Origin of the sequence: [Clostridium] colinum, assembly GCF_940677205.1 — a bacterium.
GTDB lineage: Bacteria > Bacillota > Clostridia > Lachnospirales > CAG-274 > Tyzzerella > Tyzzerella colina.
Genome location: NZ_OW712331.1, coordinates 1,253,904 through 1,272,138, shown reverse-complemented (window position 1 = coordinate 1,272,138; position 18,235 = coordinate 1,253,904). Strand labels below are relative to the sequence as shown.

15 protein-coding genes are annotated in these 18,235 nt (G+C 23.5%); 9 read left to right on the top strand and 6 right to left on the bottom strand.

Annotated features, from left to right (window positions below):
• Positions 1–7: 7 nt before the first annotated feature.
• From NBW53_RS06385 to NBW53_RS06370, 4 genes are all read left to right on the top strand, one after another.
• On the top strand, positions 8–736 hold the full coding sequence (locus tag NBW53_RS06385; RefSeq protein ID WP_250277429.1) for a 16S rRNA (uracil(1498)-N(3))-methyltransferase: 729 nt from the start codon (positions 8–10) through the stop codon (positions 734–736).
• 1 nt (position 737) lies between these two features.
• Complete coding sequence (locus tag NBW53_RS06380) at positions 738–1,874, top strand: cysteine desulfurase family protein (protein WP_250277428.1); 1,137 nt, start codon at positions 738–740, stop codon at positions 1,872–1,874.
• 12 nt (positions 1,875–1,886) lie between these two features.
• Positions 1,887–3,068: a tRNA uracil 4-sulfurtransferase ThiI gene (thiI, locus tag NBW53_RS06375; protein WP_250277427.1), complete on the top strand. Its 1,182-nt coding sequence runs from the start codon at positions 1,887–1,889 to the stop codon at positions 3,066–3,068.
• Positions 3,069–3,177: 109 nt separating this feature from the next.
• Entirely contained in the window at positions 3,178–3,405 is a 228-nt protein-coding gene (locus tag NBW53_RS06370) for a DUF6870 family protein (RefSeq protein ID WP_250277426.1), read from the top strand.
• A gap of 2 nt (positions 3,406–3,407) precedes the next feature.
• Here NBW53_RS06370 and NBW53_RS06365 read toward each other — a convergent pair whose 3' ends face one another.
• On the bottom strand, positions 3,408–4,154 hold the full coding sequence (locus tag NBW53_RS06365) for an alpha/beta hydrolase (RefSeq protein WP_250277424.1): 747 nt from the start codon (positions 4,152–4,154) through the stop codon (positions 3,408–3,410).
• Between the two features lie 166 nt (positions 4,155–4,320).
• On the opposite strand from NBW53_RS06365, the gene NBW53_RS06360 reads away from it, so the two are divergent.
• On the top strand, positions 4,321–6,036 hold the full coding sequence (locus NBW53_RS06360; RefSeq protein ID WP_250277423.1) for a peptidoglycan D,D-transpeptidase FtsI family protein: 1,716 nt from the start codon (positions 4,321–4,323) through the stop codon (positions 6,034–6,036).
• A gap of 758 nt (positions 6,037–6,794) precedes the next feature.
• On the opposite strand, the gene NBW53_RS06355 is transcribed toward NBW53_RS06360, so the two are convergent.
• The 5 genes from NBW53_RS06355 to NBW53_RS06335 all read right to left on the bottom strand — a co-directional run bounded on the left by NBW53_RS06355 (position 6,795) and on the right by NBW53_RS06335 (position 11,187).
• Entirely contained in the window at positions 6,795–7,073 is a 279-nt protein-coding gene (locus NBW53_RS06355; RefSeq protein ID WP_250279014.1) for an AAA family ATPase, read from the bottom strand.
• A 222-nt stretch (positions 7,074–7,295) separates the two neighbouring features.
• A complete protein-coding gene (locus tag NBW53_RS06350) occupies positions 7,296–7,445 on the bottom strand; it encodes an ATP-binding cassette domain-containing protein (RefSeq protein ID WP_250277422.1) in 150 nt (49 codons plus the stop codon).
• Positions 7,446–7,456: 11 nt separating this feature from the next.
• Positions 7,457–8,818: a 23S rRNA (uracil(1939)-C(5))-methyltransferase RlmD gene (rlmD, locus tag NBW53_RS06345; protein ID WP_250277421.1), complete on the bottom strand. Its 1,362-nt coding sequence runs from the start codon at positions 8,816–8,818 to the stop codon at positions 7,457–7,459.
• 173 nt (positions 8,819–8,991) lie between these two features.
• Entirely contained in the window at positions 8,992–10,512 is a 1,521-nt protein-coding gene (locus NBW53_RS06340; protein WP_250277420.1) for a PEGA domain-containing protein, read from the bottom strand.
• Between the two features lie 9 nt (positions 10,513–10,521).
• Positions 10,522–11,187: a prepilin peptidase gene (locus NBW53_RS06335; RefSeq protein ID WP_250277419.1), complete on the bottom strand. Its 666-nt coding sequence runs from the start codon at positions 11,185–11,187 to the stop codon at positions 10,522–10,524.
• A 224-nt stretch (positions 11,188–11,411) separates the two neighbouring features.
• Between NBW53_RS06335 and NBW53_RS06330 the strand changes: the two genes are divergently transcribed.
• The 4 genes from NBW53_RS06330 (at position 11,412) to NBW53_RS06315 (ending at position 18,155) form a co-directional block, all read left to right on the top strand.
• A complete protein-coding gene (locus NBW53_RS06330; RefSeq protein ID WP_250277418.1) occupies positions 11,412–13,259 on the top strand; it encodes an ATP-dependent helicase in 1,848 nt (615 codons plus the stop codon).
• A gap of 133 nt (positions 13,260–13,392) precedes the next feature.
• The gene (locus NBW53_RS06325; protein WP_250277417.1) at positions 13,393–15,408 is read left to right on the top strand and encodes a hypothetical protein; all 2,016 of its coding nucleotides are present in this window, start codon (positions 13,393–13,395) and stop codon (positions 15,406–15,408) included.
• Positions 15,409–15,474: 66 nt separating this feature from the next.
• Entirely contained in the window at positions 15,475–16,545 is a 1,071-nt protein-coding gene (locus NBW53_RS06320) for a DUF4097 family beta strand repeat-containing protein (RefSeq protein ID WP_250277415.1), read from the top strand.
• A gap of 23 nt (positions 16,546–16,568) precedes the next feature.
• Positions 16,569–18,155, top strand: a complete 1,587-nt coding sequence (locus NBW53_RS06315; RefSeq protein WP_250277414.1) for a VanW family protein — start codon at positions 16,569–16,571, stop codon at positions 18,153–18,155.
• The last annotated feature ends 80 nt before the right edge of the window (positions 18,156–18,235 follow it).

Here is an 18,235-nt window from a genome sequence, read left to right as displayed (position 1 = left end):
TGTGTATATGGCTAAATTTTTTGTTTCTAGTGATTTAATAAAAGATGATAAAATTTTTATAACTGGTGAAAATGCAAATCATATTATAAATGCTCTTCGTTGTAAAATAGGTGAAGAGATAGAAGTTTCTTCAGGTGATGGGTATGATTATATTTGCAAAATAGAAGAAATTGAAAAAGATAAAGTTTTAGCAAAAATAATTGATTGTTTTGGTAATGAAAGTGAACCTAATATTAAAATAACACTTTATCAAGGTTTACCGAAATCTGAAAAAATGGAGCTTATTATACAAAAATGTGTAGAACTTGGAATAGATGAGATTATACCAATAAATACAGACAGAACAATTGTTAAATTAGCAGGTAAAGAAGAAAAAAAGATAGCTAGATGGAACAAAATTTCAGAGTCTGCCGCAAAACAATCTAGACGTGGTAAAATACCTAAAGTATGCCAAGTTATGAATTTTTGTGATGCAATTAAAGAGGCAAGTAAAAATGATTTAAACATTATACCTTATGAAAAAGAACAAAAAAACGGTATAAAAAATGCAATAAAGAACTTTGATGGTAAAAGTATAGGAATTTTCATAGGACCAGAGGGTGGGTTTAGCGAAAAAGAAATTGAATTTGCCATAAATAATAATGTTAAACCTATAACTTTAGGCAAAAGAATACTTAGAACAGAAACAGCAGGATTTATAACAACTGCAATTTTACTTTATGAGTTGGAGGACTAATATGATTTATTTTGATAATTCGGCAACAACTAAAGTTTGTGATGAAGTTTTAAATCAAATAATTGATAGTATTAAAAATAATTTTGCTAATGCATCATCTTTACATAGATTAGGATATGAGGCAGAACAAAAAATAATAGACGCTAAAAAAACTATTGCAAATATTATAAATAGTAAAGAAGATGAAATTTATTTTACATCTGGTGGTACAGAATCTAATAATATTGCTATTTTAGGTGTTTGTGAGGCATATAAAAAATATGGAAATAAAATAATAACGACAAAAATAGAACATCCATCAGTTTTAAAATGTTTTAATGAGCTTGAAAATAGAGGATTTGAAGTTTGTTATTTAGACGTAGATGATAAAGGGTATATTGATATAGATAATCTTATAAATGAAATAAATGAAAATACAATATTTGTTAGTATTATGTATGTTAATAATGAAATTGGAACTATACAAAATATTAATGAAATAGGCAAAAGAATTAAAGAAAAAAATAAAAATACTATTTTTCACACAGATGCTGTACAAGCATTTGGAAAACTTAAAATAAATGTAAAATATATAGATTTAATGAGTGTTAGTGGTCATAAAATACACGCACAAAAAGGTATAGGGTTTTTATATATAAAAAATGGTATAAGAGTTAACAATATAATGTTTGGAGCAGGGCAACAAAAAGGGCTTCGTTCTGGAACAATAAACAATGAAGGGATAATTGGACTTTGTAAAGCTAGCCAAGTAGCTTATAAAAATTTAGATGAAAACTTTGAAAAAGTATTAAAAGTAAAAAATGAAATATTAAATTTAAAAAATTTAGTTGATGATATTTATATAAATGGTGATGAAAGTAATGGAATACCATATATATTAAGTCTTAGTTTTAAAGATGTTAAAGGAGAAGTTTTATTACACGCATTAGAATATAAAGGTATTTTTGTATCTACAGGGGCAGCTTGTAGCTCAAAAAGTAAAAAAGATTTTTCTACAATACATTATGTTAATCCTGAAAATATTGGACATACTATAAGATTAAGTTTTTCTTCAGATAATACTATAGAAGAGGCAAAAATTTTTAACAAGACCATTTTAGAACTTATACCTATGCTTAGAATTTATAAAAAAAGATAATAGGAGAAAATTATGCAAAATGTTTTATTAGCTAAATACGGAGAAATTGCTCTTAGAGGCAAAAATAGACATTTGATAGAAAATGCACTTTTAAAAACTATATCTAAAAATCTAGATAAAGTTGGTAAATATTATGTTTCTAAAGAGCAAGGCAGGATATTAATAGAAAGTAAAGAAGACAATAACGAGTTTGATTATGACAAAGTTATACCTTTAGTTGTAAATGTATTAGGCATAACAGCAGTTTGTCCTGCTATAAAACTTGATGATAGTAAAATTGAAAATATAAGAGAAAAAGCACTTTTACATATGCAACAGCATTGGAAAGATAAAAATTATACATTTAAAGTAGAAACAAAACGCTCAGATAAGCAATATCCTATGGATTCTAGAGAAATATCAACAGATATAGGTGGATATATTTTTAATAATATGGATAATATAAATGTTGATGTAAGAAATCCAGATATAACATTAATGGTAGAAATAAGAAATTATGTGTATATATATAGTAAGCTAATAAAAGGCTTTGGAGGATTACCTATTGGTACATCTGGTAAGGCAACTGTATTATTATCTGGTGGTATTGATAGCCCTGTGGCGGCTTTTATGATGGCAAAAAGGGGAGTTTCTGTTGAAGCAGTTTATTTTCATAGTCCTCCTTATACTTCTGATAGAGCTAAACAAAAAGTTATAGATTTAGCTAATCAACTTTCTACATTTACTGGAGAAATAAAATTACATATAGTACCATTTACAGAGACACAATTAAAAATATATGAAAGTGTTTCGCCAGAAAAAATGACTATTATTTTAAAAAGAGCTATGTTTAAAATAGCAGAAAAAATAGCTATAAAAAATAAATCACAAGGTATTGTTACAGGGGATAGTATAGGGCAAGTTGCTAGTCAAACAATGCAAGCTATAGAGGCTATAAATTCTGCAGTTTCTACTTTACCAGTTTTTAGACCTTTATGTAGCTTAGATAAGCAAGAAATAATAGATATAGCTAGAAAGATTGGTACATTTGATATATCTATTAGACCTTATGAAGATTGTTGTACAATATTTGTAGCAAAATACCCAGAAACTAAGCCTAAAAAGAGTATTATTGAAAATATTGAAAAAAACATAGAAAATTTAGATAATTTACTTGAAAAGGCTATAAGTGAAATAGAAACTATAATAATTTAATAATTATTAATTAAAAACTTAATTTTTTATTTTTATATTAATTAATAGTAATTTTTTTTGTACAAGATTAATAGATATATATAAATAAGATAATTAAGGAGTAAAATTAATGGAAAATTTAGAAAAAAATATAGATTTAGATGAACTTGTAGATATAAGAGATGTTAATGTACATACTGATTTAACAAAAGAAGAAAGAATAGAAGATTACATAAAACAAATAAAAAATCCTTATTGTTATAAATATAAAAATTTTCAAGTAAATGTATTTTTTAATGAAGATGAAAATGCTCCAACTTTGGAAGAGTGTTTAACTAAATATATAGAAAATTTATAATTTTAGATACAAAAAACACTAGTTTTACTAGTGCTTTTTGTATTTGGAATATTTTTATGTTTATTTATAAACTCAGTTATAAATTTAATAGTTATATCTTGTTGTTGTTTATGTGTAATATTTGCAATACCATCATTTTTTTGATTACCATAATTACCAAACATAGAATGATTTCCACCAGGTATAGATATTTCATTAGTTGTATTTTTCAATTTATTTTTATTTAAAATTAAATCATTAGAACCATATATAACTAATGTTTTATCTAAAGGAATATCACCATAAACATAAGCTCCTAATAAAATTATGCCATTTATTTTATCTAAATTTTTTGAAGTATAGTAACTAGCCATAGCACCACCTAATGAGTGGCCAGACATATACCAATTTTTAATACTAGGATTATTTTTAATTATTTTATCTGCAATATTATAATTAAAAAATGCAAAATTAAAAGGCATTTTAGCTAAAATACAAGTGTATCCTTGTTGAGTTAAACTTTTTAATAAGGGTAAATATGAAATATATTCTACTTTAGCACCTGGATAAAATATTATACCTATATTAGATGGATTATCTGGATATAGAGTTATAGTATTTTTTTCTATTTTTATATTATTTTCAGATAAAATTTTATTAGCAATTTCATCTGCTTTATAATACTTTGAAGAATAAATTAAAAATATTATAAAAACTAATAATATAAAAAAAATAAAACCTAATATAGATTTTTTTAAAAGTGATTTCATAATTACCTCCAAGCTATTTTTTTATATTATATATAAACTATTTTATTATTGTCAACTACAAAATATATTAATAATTATAATTTTATTATAATTTTATTTAGGATAGAATATAAGAAGATATTTAACTATATAATATAAAATATTAAAATTTATAAAGGAGGAAGCTATGGATAAATTAAATATAAGTAATAAGAAAAAAATTATATTTTATTTAATTGTTTTTCAAGCATTTTTTGCATTTCTTATATTTAGAGTATTTTTTATACAATTTATAAAAGATGAAGAATATCAAAAAATGGCTTATGAACAACAGACAAGGGACAGATTAATATCTCCTAAAAGAGGTGAGATAGTTGATAGAAATAATAATGTTATAGCTACTAATGAAAGTGTTTATTCTATTAGTGTTATAAATTCTCAAATAAAAGAACCAGAAAAGGTTGCAACACTTTTATCTGAAAAGTTAGAGTTAAAATATGAAGATGTTTTAAAAAAAGTAAATAAAAAAGTTGCTTTAGAAAGAATAAAAACTAAAGTTGATAAAGAAACAGCAGATGCAATAAGAAATTTAAATTTAGATGGTGTTATGATTGATGAAGATATAAAAAGAATATATCCTAATGAAAATATGGCATCTCAGGTAATAGGATTTGTAGGGAAAGACAATCAAGGCATAATAGGCTTGGAGGCAAAATATGATGAATACTTAAAAGGGAAGCAAGGTAAAATTTTAACAGAAACAGATTCTCGTGGTATAGAGATTAATAATGGAAATCAAGAAAGAGTTGCTCCAACAAATGGATATACTTTAGTAACCTCTATAGATATAAATATGCAAAAATATGCAGAACAAACATTAGAAAAAGTTGTGGAGGCAAAAGGAGCAAAAAGAGGAGCAATTGTATTAATGAATCCACAAAACGGTGAAATTTATGCTATGGCAAATAAACCAGATTTCAATTTAAATGAACCATTTACTATAAATGATGAAGATCTAAAAGCAAATTGGGATAATATGTCTGAAAAAGACAAAAATAATGCTTTAAATCAAATGTGGCGAAACTTTAGTATTAATGATACATATGAGCCTGGCTCAACTTTTAAAGTACTTACATCAGCGATGGGACTAGAGGAAGGAATTATAACACCAGAAACACATTTTAATTGTAGTGGTGGAAAAACAGTTGCTGGTAGATATATAAAATGTTGGCGTTCACCTAGAAGTCACGGAAGTCAAACTTTTGCACAAGGTGTACAAAATTCTTGTAACCCAGTATTTATGGAGATAGGGGAAAAATTAGGAGCAGATAAATTTTATGAATATATGCAAAAATTTGGATTTAATGAAAAAACTGGTGTAGATTTACCTGGAGAAGCCGTAGGTATAATGCATAAAAAAGAAAATGTAGGTCCAGTAGAGCTTGCTACTATGAGCTTTGGTCAATCTTTTCAAATTACACCTTTACAATTATTAAGAGCTATATCTTCTGTTATAAATGGTGGTGAGCTTATAACACCTCATTTTGGTACTAAAATTTTAGATGAGAATGGAGAAGTTATAGAAGAGTTAAAATATGATAATAATAGAATAACTGTATCTAAAGAAACATCTAAACAGATGAAATGGATACTTGAAAGTGTTGTATCAGAAGGTACTGGTAATAAAGCTTATATAGCAGGATTTAGGATAGGTGGTAAAACAGCAACAAGTGAAAAATTACCAAGAAGAACAGGTAAATATATTGCATCTTTTTGTGCTTTTGCACCAGCAGAAAATCCACAAGTGATTGCTTTAGTTTTAGTTGATGAACCACAAGGTGTTTATTATGGTGGGCAAAAGTGTGTTATATTAGGGCAAAATTATAATACACTTTTAAATTAAAATTTATTAAATAATTAAATAGCTAGTTTTATATGTATATTTTCATATAAAAAATATCGATTAAAATATTAAAATTTGTTTTTTATTTAATATCTTGATTTTTAAATATTTTTATTCCTATATTGTAACTAATGATAAAATATAGAAAAGTTATCGCAAATGCTAGAACAACTTCAAGTGTTGTAGCATCTTGGGAAAATACAATATTACTATAACAACTAATAGTATTGTTTAATATAATGCTTAAATAATATTTTTTATAACACCAGTAGAATAATCATTAACAATTTGGTTTGGAGCTAACATCATAAAAAGATATTGCTAAATTTTATTTTCAGAAAGATAAGAAGTAAAAATGTTTACACTACTTGTATACACTTTATATTGGCTAAAATAGTTAACGTAAATATCAATAATAATTAATAAAAAATATATAAATAGACATAATTTAAAAAAGGATTCCTCTTTTTAGTTTATAAAAATTAGCAATAAAAATATTATTCATATTATATGCCTCCGAATAATTGATTTACAAAAAAGCGTTCTACATCTTCTTGATTGATACCTAATTCATATACTGATAAGCCTTTTGAAACAAATAAATTATTTAATTCAGATAAATCAATAGGAGAATATATTCTTATAGTATTACCGGTACAAATACTATAAGGAATATTTGAATACTTATTTTCGAATAATTCTTTAGCAGTATTAATTTGATCTATACTTACAGTAATATAGCTACTACTTACACATTCTCATTCAAGTTTACCTTTAGAAAAGCGTGATTTTAGATGACCATTATCAATTATTGCATAATCAGTTGCTAATTTATATAATTCACTAAGTATATGACTTGCAATAATAATAGTAGTTCCATTGGTATGGTTTAATTCTTTTAATAATTTTCTTATTTCATAAACACCTTCGGGATCTAAACCATTGATTGGTTCATCTAATATTAATAATTCAGGATTTCCAACTAATGCAAGTACAAGTCCTAATCGTTGTTTCATTCTTAATGAAAATTGTTTTATAGTTTTATTTTCAGCTTTTTCTAACCCTACAAAGTGAAGTAAGTTTTTATTATGTGAAGAATCTTTATTATATACTCAACAAAAGTAATTTAAATTTTCTAATGCAGTCATATAAGGATAAAGACCAGGTTGTTCAATTAACATTCCAATTTGTCTTCTTATATTGTTTGAAGGGGCTTTACCATATATAGTATAATTTCCACTAGAGGGATAAGTTAATCCTCATATAATACGCATTAAAGTTGTTTTTCCAGCACCGTTTTTTCCTACTAAACCATAAATTGATCCTTTAGGTACTTCTAAATCAATTTCATGTAATATTGTTTTTTTGTATTTTTTACTAAGCTTTGTAGTTTGTAAAATATAATTCATCTAGTTACCTCCTATTTTAATTTATATAACAATACAATAGTTTCAATATGATATGTTCGAGGAAACATATCCATCATTTCTAATTTATCTATTTTATATCCATTTTCTATAAATATTTTTAAATCTTTTGCTAAGGAAGAAGCTTTACAAGATATATAAATAATTCTATTTGCATCAAATTCAACTATTTTTTCTATTGCTTTAGGATTTATTCCTTCTCGAGGTGGGTCTAAAATTATTAAATCTGGATTTATATTTAATTCTGAAACAACCTTATATACATCACCTGCTATAAATTCACAATTCTTTATACCGTTTAGAGAAGCATTTATTTTAGCAGCCTCTACGGCTTCTTCTACTAGTTCTACACCCATAACTTTATTAGCATCTTTAGCTACTATTTGAGCTATTGTACCTGTACCACAATATAAATCAAAAACAGTTTGATTATCTACTGCACCAACAAATTTTTTAACTATACTATATAACTTTTCAGCTCCAGCCGAGTTAGTTTGGAAAAATGAAAACAATGATATTTTAAAATCAAGCCCTAGTAGTTTTTCATAAAAATAATCATTTCCATATATAATATTTATATTATCTGCTTTTACAACATCTGCATTAGAATCATTTAATAAATGTAAAAAACCTTTTATTTCTCCATCTAAATTTAAATTTAATAAGTTTTCTTTTAACATTGTTAAGTCTATATTAAATTGGCTAGAGGTTACTAAACCAATAATTATTTCTTTTGTAAAAAAGGCTTGTCTAACTATCAAGTGTCTAAGAGTTCCTGTTTTTTTCATTCTATTATAAAAGGTTTCATTTGTATTTTTAAAGTAATCTAAAACACATTTTACAATTTTTCTAATGTCTTCAGATACAATTTTACAGTTAGAAGCATTTATAACTTCATAATAGCTATTTCTTTTTCTTACACCTAAGCATAGTTCACCATCTTTTCCAGTATCTCCAAAAGAAAATTCCATTTTATTTCTATAACAATCTATATTAGGACTTTTATTTATTCCTAAAAATTCAAAGTCTTCTATATTTTCATTTTTTAATATATTAAGTACATTAGTTTTTTTTATTTCAAGTTCTTTATCATATGTAATATTTTGGTAAGTACAACCTCCACATATTCCAGAATATTCACAGTCAGGAGATATTTCGTAGTCGGCTTTTTCTAATATTTCTAATAATCTTCCTTCATATTTTTGTTTTTTCTTTTTAATAAGAGTTTTTACTTTTTGCCCGGTAATAGTATTTTTTATATAAACTTTATTCCCTTCAAAATAACCTATACCATAATTAGGAAATTCTGTTTGCTCTATATTAACAACTTGTTCTATATATTTTTTTCTAGCCATAAAATTCTCCTTTTTAAGATTTAAATTAAAAAAATCATTTTAATAGCTCATTGTCAATAGTTGATAATTTATCAACTTTTGATAATGAGCTATTTTATTATTATTACATTATAAACACTAAATATTTTTATAAATTAGATAATAGCATAAATAATATATTTTTGTCAATATTTTTATATAGTAGGTTCAGTTATTACAGCTTCTGTAGAAGAAGTAGAGGTAGTAGTATCACTTGTTGTATTATTTGTAGTATTGCTAGATTCATTTTGTGATTTATGCATAGTTATATTAAATGAGCTTTCTTCTTCGCCAATAGTAACACTAGATAAAACAAAATCATTATAGCCTTGTTTTTTTAACGTAATAGTATGAACACCTTGAGGTAATTTATAAGTTAAAGGAGTATAACCAACTAGCATATTATTAACAAAAACTTCAGCATTGTCTGGTGTTGAAGAAATAATAATTTTACCTACTTTTTCTATTTTTTCAAGTGATACATTAAGGTTATATTGTGGACTGTTTATAGAAATTTGAGTTTGAAAAGGTGTATAACCTTCTTTTTCTATTTTTATATTATAAGTCCCATAAGGTAGAGTTAAAACACTTGAAGAAGATTCTATATTATCATTTACATACAGTGTATAGTCTGTAACATTACTTTTGATAAATAATTTACCAGATTTACTTTGTATTTGACTTAAATCTAATATAGTTTCTTTACCAGATAAAATTTCAATTTCTTTTACAAATGATAACGTGTCATTACTTCTTATAACTACTTTATGTTTTCCTTCTGGTAAATTTATAGAGTTTATTTCATCTAAAGATTTAAAAATATCACGGTCAATTTCTATAATAGATTTATTTAAATTAGGTTTATTTTCTAATTTTAATGTACCATTACCTTTTTTTAACTCTATAAAATAAACTGTATCATTATATCCTTTTATATCTATTACGTCTAGGGGAGAGATAGATGTAAGTTCGTAAGGCTCATTATTTTTTACCACAATAGCGTTATTATTTATTTTAAACATTTTATCGTTTACTTTTAAAGTTTTTAGTTCATTATCTATTTTTACATTAGATATATTTTCTAATAAGAAAGCATCAGAATTTTCATTAATATAGTTTATTTGATTTTTATCATCAAAAGAAAAGTCTACAATAGCTCCTTTTTTTATCTCTAACATAGTTAGCATATTTCCATATTTATCTTTAAATATAGTTGAAGATTTTGATTTTAATGTATAATTTTTATTAGTATTTATATCTGTAAGTGTAAATAAATTTGTTTCGTAGTTTATGTTTTTTATAACACCTAATATATTTTTATTTGTATTAGAATTTAATATAAGCTCATTATTATTATTAGAAATAATAGGTGAATTTTGGTTAGGGTCTGCTTTTGGTAAGCCCACATAAGAAGATATGGAAGAATATGTTAAAGAAGTTACAATAACAAATATAGCAATACCTATAGAAATAGTTAAACCTAAAAATAAATTAAAGTTAAAGCTAGGTGCTTTTTTAATTTTTGCTTTAGGTTTATCAGCATTTTCTTTAAATTTAATATTCTTCTTATTTTTTTTAAAATTTTTAGCCTCTTTACTAGGCTCATATATAACACCTTTATAATCTAAATCTGTTAAAGGCATATCATTAAAACTTTTTTTTGTTTTATTATTCATATATCCTCCTTAATAAAAAAATTTAGAAAAATACCAGTTTAGAATTTTATCACCATATAAAGCAGAAATAATAACTCCAATAGATATATAAGGAACTAAAGGGAGAGAATATTTGTTATTTTGCATATTAAGTTTGTTAAAATGTTTTAATATTAAGCCAATAATAGAGGCTAATAAACAACAAAAAAACATTGCTAAAAATATATGGAAAGCTCCTAAAAATAAACCGGTGACAGCAAATAGCTTAATGTCGCCACCGCCAATACCATCTGTTAAAATAGATATTATAAAAAATGGAACACTAACTAAAAAGAATCCTAAAGTATGATATATAATATTTTTTTTAGTTATAAGTATAAAAATAATACTTATTAAAAATATTGTAATATTTATACTATCAGGTACAATTTCTTTTTTTAAATCTATAATAGCTAAACATACTAATAAAGAAAAAATAATCCCATATATATAAGATAAGTTAGATTTACCAAACTTAAAATATAATAATAAATAAAGTAACATATTTATTATTATGATTAAACTAGTTAAAAATTTATTTTTTATTGCATTTAAAGAAAATAAATTTTTTAAAGAAAGTTTATTTTCACAAAAAATGTAAATAATAAAATTTGATAAAAATCCTATAATAATACTAATTAATAATAAAAATAACATAAAAACACCTATAATATTTATTTACTTATATATTATAACATAAAAATTAAATTGATGTAATAAAATATTATTAAATTTATATTAAAAATATTTTAAAATACAAAATAATGTAAAAAAAGATATCATTTTGGAAATTATTAAAAGTAATAAATTGTACTTGAAGATTAAATATTATTAAGTTATAATATATAATTGATAAGCAAAATTTACATAGGTGAATAATTATGGAATTAACATTAAATAAAAGCCAAACAGAAGCAACTTTACATAACAAAGGGCCAATGATGGTTTTATCTGGACCAGGCAGTGGTAAAACAACAGTTATAACATATAGGATAAAAAACTTAATAGAAAATTTAGGGGTGTTGCCTAAGGATATATTAGTTATTACTTTTACAAAAGCAGCATCAGAAGAGATGAAGGAAAGATTTAATAGTATATGTGATTATAGCTATAATGTTTCCTTTGGAACATTTCATTCGTATTTTTTTAGAATCATAAGAGAGTATTACAAATATGATTTAGCAAATGTTTTAGATGATAACGAAAAAATAGATATTATAAGAAAAATACTGTTGGAAAATGAAATTTCTTCTGATAATTATGAGGAATTAGTACAAGATATTATAAGCGAAATATCTTTAGTAAAAAATGAAATTATAAATCCTATATATTATAATTCAAAATGTATAAATAGTAGTAGTTTTACTGATATTTATAATGAATATGAACAGATAAAAACACAAAATAAAAAGATAGATTTTGATGATATGCTAGTAATATGTTACAATACTATAAAAAAAGATGCTCAATTACGACAATTTTGGAAAAATAAATATAAATATGTTCTTATAGACGAATTTCAAGATATAAATCGAGTTCAATACGAGTGTATAAAAATGTTAGTACCTAAAGATGATAACATATTTGTAGTTGGAGATGATGACCAAAGCATATATGGATTTAGAGGGTCAAGGCCAGAATTTTTACTATCTTTTCATAAAGATTTTTCTTATGCAAAAAAAGTTGTTTTAAATGTTAATTATCGTTCGACTAATCAAATTATAAATTTATGTAATAACATAATAGATGATAATAAAAATAGATATAAAAAAAATATTATAGGTACAGATAAAAGCTTTAAACCACCTGTGTTAATTAGAGCATATGATACATATGAAGAAGGAAAAAAAATTATAGAAAAAATACAAATATTAAAAAAAACTTATCCTTTAGATGAAATAGCTATAATTTATAGAACTAATTTACAAACAAGAGCAATTGTAGAAAAACTTATTGATTATAACATAGAGTATCAGTTAAAGGATAAAATACCTAGCATTTATGACCATTTTATAGCTAAGGATATAATAGCATACATAAAACTATCAATAGATAAGAGTGATAATGAATCTTTTGTAAGGATAGCTAATAAACCAAAAAGATTTTTAAGTAAAGACATAATATCAAATGCTGTAAATATATGTAAAGATAAAGAATCAGCTTTAGAATATTTATATTGTAAAGCCGATTTAAAATCTTGGCAGTTAGAAAATATAAATAACTTATTATTTCATTTAGGAAAAATTAAAGGTAAAAGTTCTTATGATGCTATAAGGTATATTTTTAATAATGTAGGCTATGAAGATTATTTAGAAGACTATGCTAATTTTAAAAATATAGGAATAAAAGGATTGTTAGAAATATCTAATGAAATATTAGAATCTTCTAAAGGATATGATAACCTAGAAAATTTTTTAGATTATTTAAACAATATTAAAAATGAAATAATAAAAAAAGATAAAAATAATCAAAAAGGTGTAGTTTTAACAACTATGCATAGTGCAAAAGGGCTAGAGTTTGATGTGGTATTTGTTATAGGTTGTATAGATGGGGTTATACCACATGAAAAAAGCAAAACATATGAAGAAATAGAAGAAGAAAGAAGGCTATTTTATGTAGCCTTAACAAGAGCAAAAAAATTATTATATATATCAATACTAAAAACTAAATATGATAATAATGTAATACCTAGTAGATTTTTAAATAAATTGATAAAAATTAAGAGGTGATATTATGAAAAAAAATAAAAAAGAACAAAAAAAAATAATAGTACAAATAGTGGCTATTTTATTAATTTTATCTATGTTTCTTAGTTTTATTATACCATTTTTAGGAATTTTTGCTTAAGAGGAGGAAAAAATTATGGATATTGAAGAATTAGAAAAACAACTTGGGTTATCAAAAGATGAAGGGGAAAATAATAAAGATAATCAAGAACTAGAAGATATAATAAATTTATTAAATTCTTCAGAGGAGGAAATAATAAATTTAAGTGACAATACAGATACATTTGAAGGTTTATCTCAAGAAGAACTTGATATTTTAATGAAACAAGATGATGAAATCTCAACAGATGATATAGATACAGAAGTTATAAATGATGTGTCTGTATATGATAATAAAACTATAGATGAAGAAAAAGTTTTAGAAAAATTAGAAGATTTGGAAGAAGAAAGTTTAACAGAAGAAGATGAACAAGAAAATGATGAGACAGATAATAATTTAGATGACGGTATAGAAGAAATAACAGAGGAAGAATTTAAAAATCTTGTTGAAGAATCTAAAAAAGAAAAAAATAAAAATAAAAAAATAGAAAAATCTACAGTAATAATTATATCGTTAATAGTATTTTTAAGTGCACTAATTGTATTAACCATAATATTTTTTACAATATCTATAAAAAAAGCAAATAGTATTGTTATACAAAATCAAATAGAAAAAGATAATTTAATATCAAAATATGTACCAGAAGATAAAAATACTGTTTATTTTGATATGGCACAAAATATAGATGGACAAACATTAGTATTAGAAAAAATGCATATAAATGAGTTAAATACTACATTTTATTTTAAAAATAAAATAGAACCTATGAAATATAATATTGTACTTACAGATAAAGATAATAACTTATATCCAATGGATTTAAACTTTACTAAAGATGGTAATGATTCACAAAATACTATATTAAGATTTGGTGCTATTGATGGAAAAATAGAGGAGTTTATTTTAACTTTTGAAAGTATATCTACTGGAGAAAAAGCAGTATTTAATTTAAATTTTGATACTAAATTAGAAACCAAAAAAGTAAAATACATAAATAGTGATATATCTAATAATTTTGGAGATTATAGCATAAATATTAATTATGCACAATTTTCAGATTCATCATCAAGGATAGACTATACAATAGAACCTAACGAAGGTGTAAGTTATGAAATACAACAAGGAGCATTAGGAGAAACAAATTATTTAACTCTTAAGCAAGGAGAAACACATATACAACCACTTAGTAATAAACCAGTAACAGCTGTTATAGACAATAAAATTATAGGAAGAATGGACTTTAAAAATATTAAAGAAAACGAAGAAAATATTGTTTTAAATTTTGATAATATTTACAAAAAGTACACATTAAATAAAAAGGTATCTTTAAAAGATATTAGGGCTGGAAATTTATCTTATAATTTTGATAAATACAAAGTTTTTATAGAAGGTATGCCAAATTTTGGAGATACATATGTTTTGGTATTACACGCAGAAGATACTAGTATAAATACAGAAAATAGACCAGAAGATTTTAATCATATAGAGACTAAAATAGATACAGAAATAATAGCTACTAGTAATACTGGAGTGGAGGTTATAATATCTCCTACAGAGATAAGATCTGCTAGATATGGAACAGACATAATTTTCAAATTAGATACAAATCAAATGGGTATATTAAATAGTTTATCGGCAGATAATATATTTATTAATATTAAATCAATACTTGTTAATGAAAAAAGTGTTAGTATACCTATTAATTTAAATAGAGCTATGGAAAGAGAAATAATATCTCATCAAATAGTAGAAGAACAATTAAAAGAAGCATTTGCATCTAGATTAACAAATAAAGTTACAGGTTTTTCTAGCGAGGTTTTAAATAATCAAAACTTAACAAACGAATATGCAACTTTACCAAAAGGTAAAAAGAAAAATACAATAAGTATTATTTCTAAAAATATAGAAAAAGATAATTTAGAAGCTATTGTTCAAGAAGCTATACAGATAGAAGAAAAAGGAAATATTAAAGTTTTATACAAAACACATAAGATAAAAGCTAATAATGTTGAGGATAAATGGACTATAAATTATGACGAAATAATTAAATAAAAATCATTAAACTTACTAAATTTTTTTTCGTATTATCGTATAAGAAAAATTTAAGGAGTGATTTTAATGAAAACTGAAAGAGTAAAAATATTAGAGATGCTAGAGAAGGGGGAAATAACAGCAGATGAAGCAAGTATGCTTTTATCTGCTTTAGAAGGTAAATATAATCAACAGGCATATGAAAATAATAATAAAAACAATCAATTTATAGACTTTACAAAAATTATAAATAAAATAACTAATACTACGCAAGTTTTAGCTAAAAAAACATCTAAAATATATGGGAATTTAGAAAAAGAAGTTAAAAATATTATAAAAAGTTCTAGTAACTTTAATAATAAAAATAATCTTTGTAAAGAATTTAACTTTGTTTTAAATGAAATGGATAACAATTTAGAGTTAAAATCATTAAATGGTGAAATGGTTTTAAAAGGTTATAATGGTGATAAATTAACTTTAAATGTATTATATATACCTAAAAATATTAATAACACTATTGATTTTTACAATACTGAAAATAAAAAATTTATATTCGATTTTAAAGAAGAAAACTTTGATAAAGTTTCATTAGAAGTATTAGTACCTAAAAAATATTTTAAAAATATATCTTTAAAGGCTATAAATTCTAATTTTTCTTTAGATGGTGTTTATTTTGAAAATGTATTTTGTGAAACAACTAAATGTAATGGTATAATAGAAAATAGTGAAGGTAAGAATATAAGTATAAACAATATTAATGGAAAAATAATTGTTAGAAATATTAAAGCAAATTATTTAAAAATATGTAATATAAATAATTATGTTAAATTAAATAATGTTGATGTTGAAAATATGTCTATTGATGTTTTAAATGGGGAAATAGATGTTATAAATGATTATTTAAACTTATTTGATATATATAATTGGAATATAGAAACACAAAATAATCCTATAAATGTAGAAATAAATACAGACAATGTTAATTATAATTTAAATGCTAAAACATCATTAGGAAAAGTTACTGTATTAAAAAATAATCTCATTTATTCTGAAAAAAGTGACTATAATGTTGTTGCTAAAACAGAACATAATAACAATTTATTTAAGAGTTTAAATTTAACTTTACAAACAACTAATTCCACCATAATTTTAAGTTAATATTATGTTTGGAGGGGAAAACATTGTCAATAAATCTGAAATATAAAAAAAATAAAAATATATTGACATATATAATTGTTATACTATTTATAATATTAGGATTAGCAATAATATATAGTTTATGGTTTATTTTTAATCAAGCTAACAAAAAAGAAATGCTTAATAACCCTAATATATATAATAATATATTAATAAATGATATAAATGTTTCTAATATGTCAAAAGAAGAAGCAAAATTAGAATTAGATAAACTAGAGATAAATGAAAAAATTACTTTAACATATAAAGATAAGCAATATATTTTTAATAAATCAGATTTTGGAGTTACGCTAGATAAGCAACAAGCTTTAGATAAAGCTTACAATGTTGGAAGAACCGGTTCGGATAAAGAAAGAATAAATAAAATAAAATCTTTAGAAAAAGATATTGAAGAAATATCTATAGAAAGAAATATACAAGAAGAAGTTGTAAAAGCTAAACTTGAAGAAATATCTAAAGATATAAATATAGAGGCTAAAAATGCTACTTTAGAAAAAAATAATGATACATTTAATATTATAGAAGGCAATAATGGTATTTCAGTAGATTTTGAAAAAACATATAAAGATTTAGTTGATGCTTTATTATTACAAGGAGATACAAATGTAGAAATAATTGTTAATGAAGTAGAGCCTAAATATAGCTCTAAATATCTTAGTAAAGTTCAAGATAAAATAGGCTCTTTTTCTACTAAATATACAAAAAAAGGTGAAAGTGATGCTAATCGTATTACAAATATGAAAGTTGCAGCAAGTAGAATAAATGGAACTATTTTATATCCAGGTGAAGTATTTTCAACAATTAAAAAATTTGGAGCTACTACTAAATCGAATGGATATAAACCAGCACCAACAATAATAAATGGAAAATTTGTAGATGAATATGGTGGTGGAGTTTGCCAAGTTTCTAGCACATTATATAATGCTGTTTTATATTCAGAGCTTGAAATTGTAGAAAGGCAAAATCATTCTTTAAAAGTTGGATATTTAGATTATGGATATGATGCTGTTTTAGCTGGTGATTATATAGATTTTAAATTTAAAAATTCTAATCAATATCCTATTTATATAGAAAGCTATCTTACAGATAATGAAGTTATTTGTAACATATATGGATATGAAGAAAGACCTAAAAATCGTACATTAAAATTTGAAAATGCCTTAGTAGAGGTTATTGAGCCAAGCCCTAAAATAGTTAAGGAAACAGATGAACTTGCTGAAGGTAAAGAAAAAGTAGAAGTAAAACCTTTAAAAGGATATAAGTATAAATTATATAAATTAGTTTATATTGATAACAAACTTACTGAAAAAGTATTAATTAATAATAGTTATTATAAACCTAGAACAGAAGAAGTTTTAGTTGGTACTAAAAAGGTTGAGCAAGTTATTAATTTAGATGAAAAAAATTCTATAAAAAATAATGTTAATACTACGCAAATAAGTAATGAAAAAATTGAAGAAACATCTATAGAGACTACAACAGAAAGTAATTTGGATTTAATTATTGTTGATGAAACTATTAATACTGAAACAACTAGTGAAGAAACTATTGAAAGTAGTCATACTGAATAAAAATTTAGTTAAATAAAAGCTACTAATGTAAATTGGTAGCTTTTTAATATTAATTAAAATAGGATTTAATTTTTTTTATT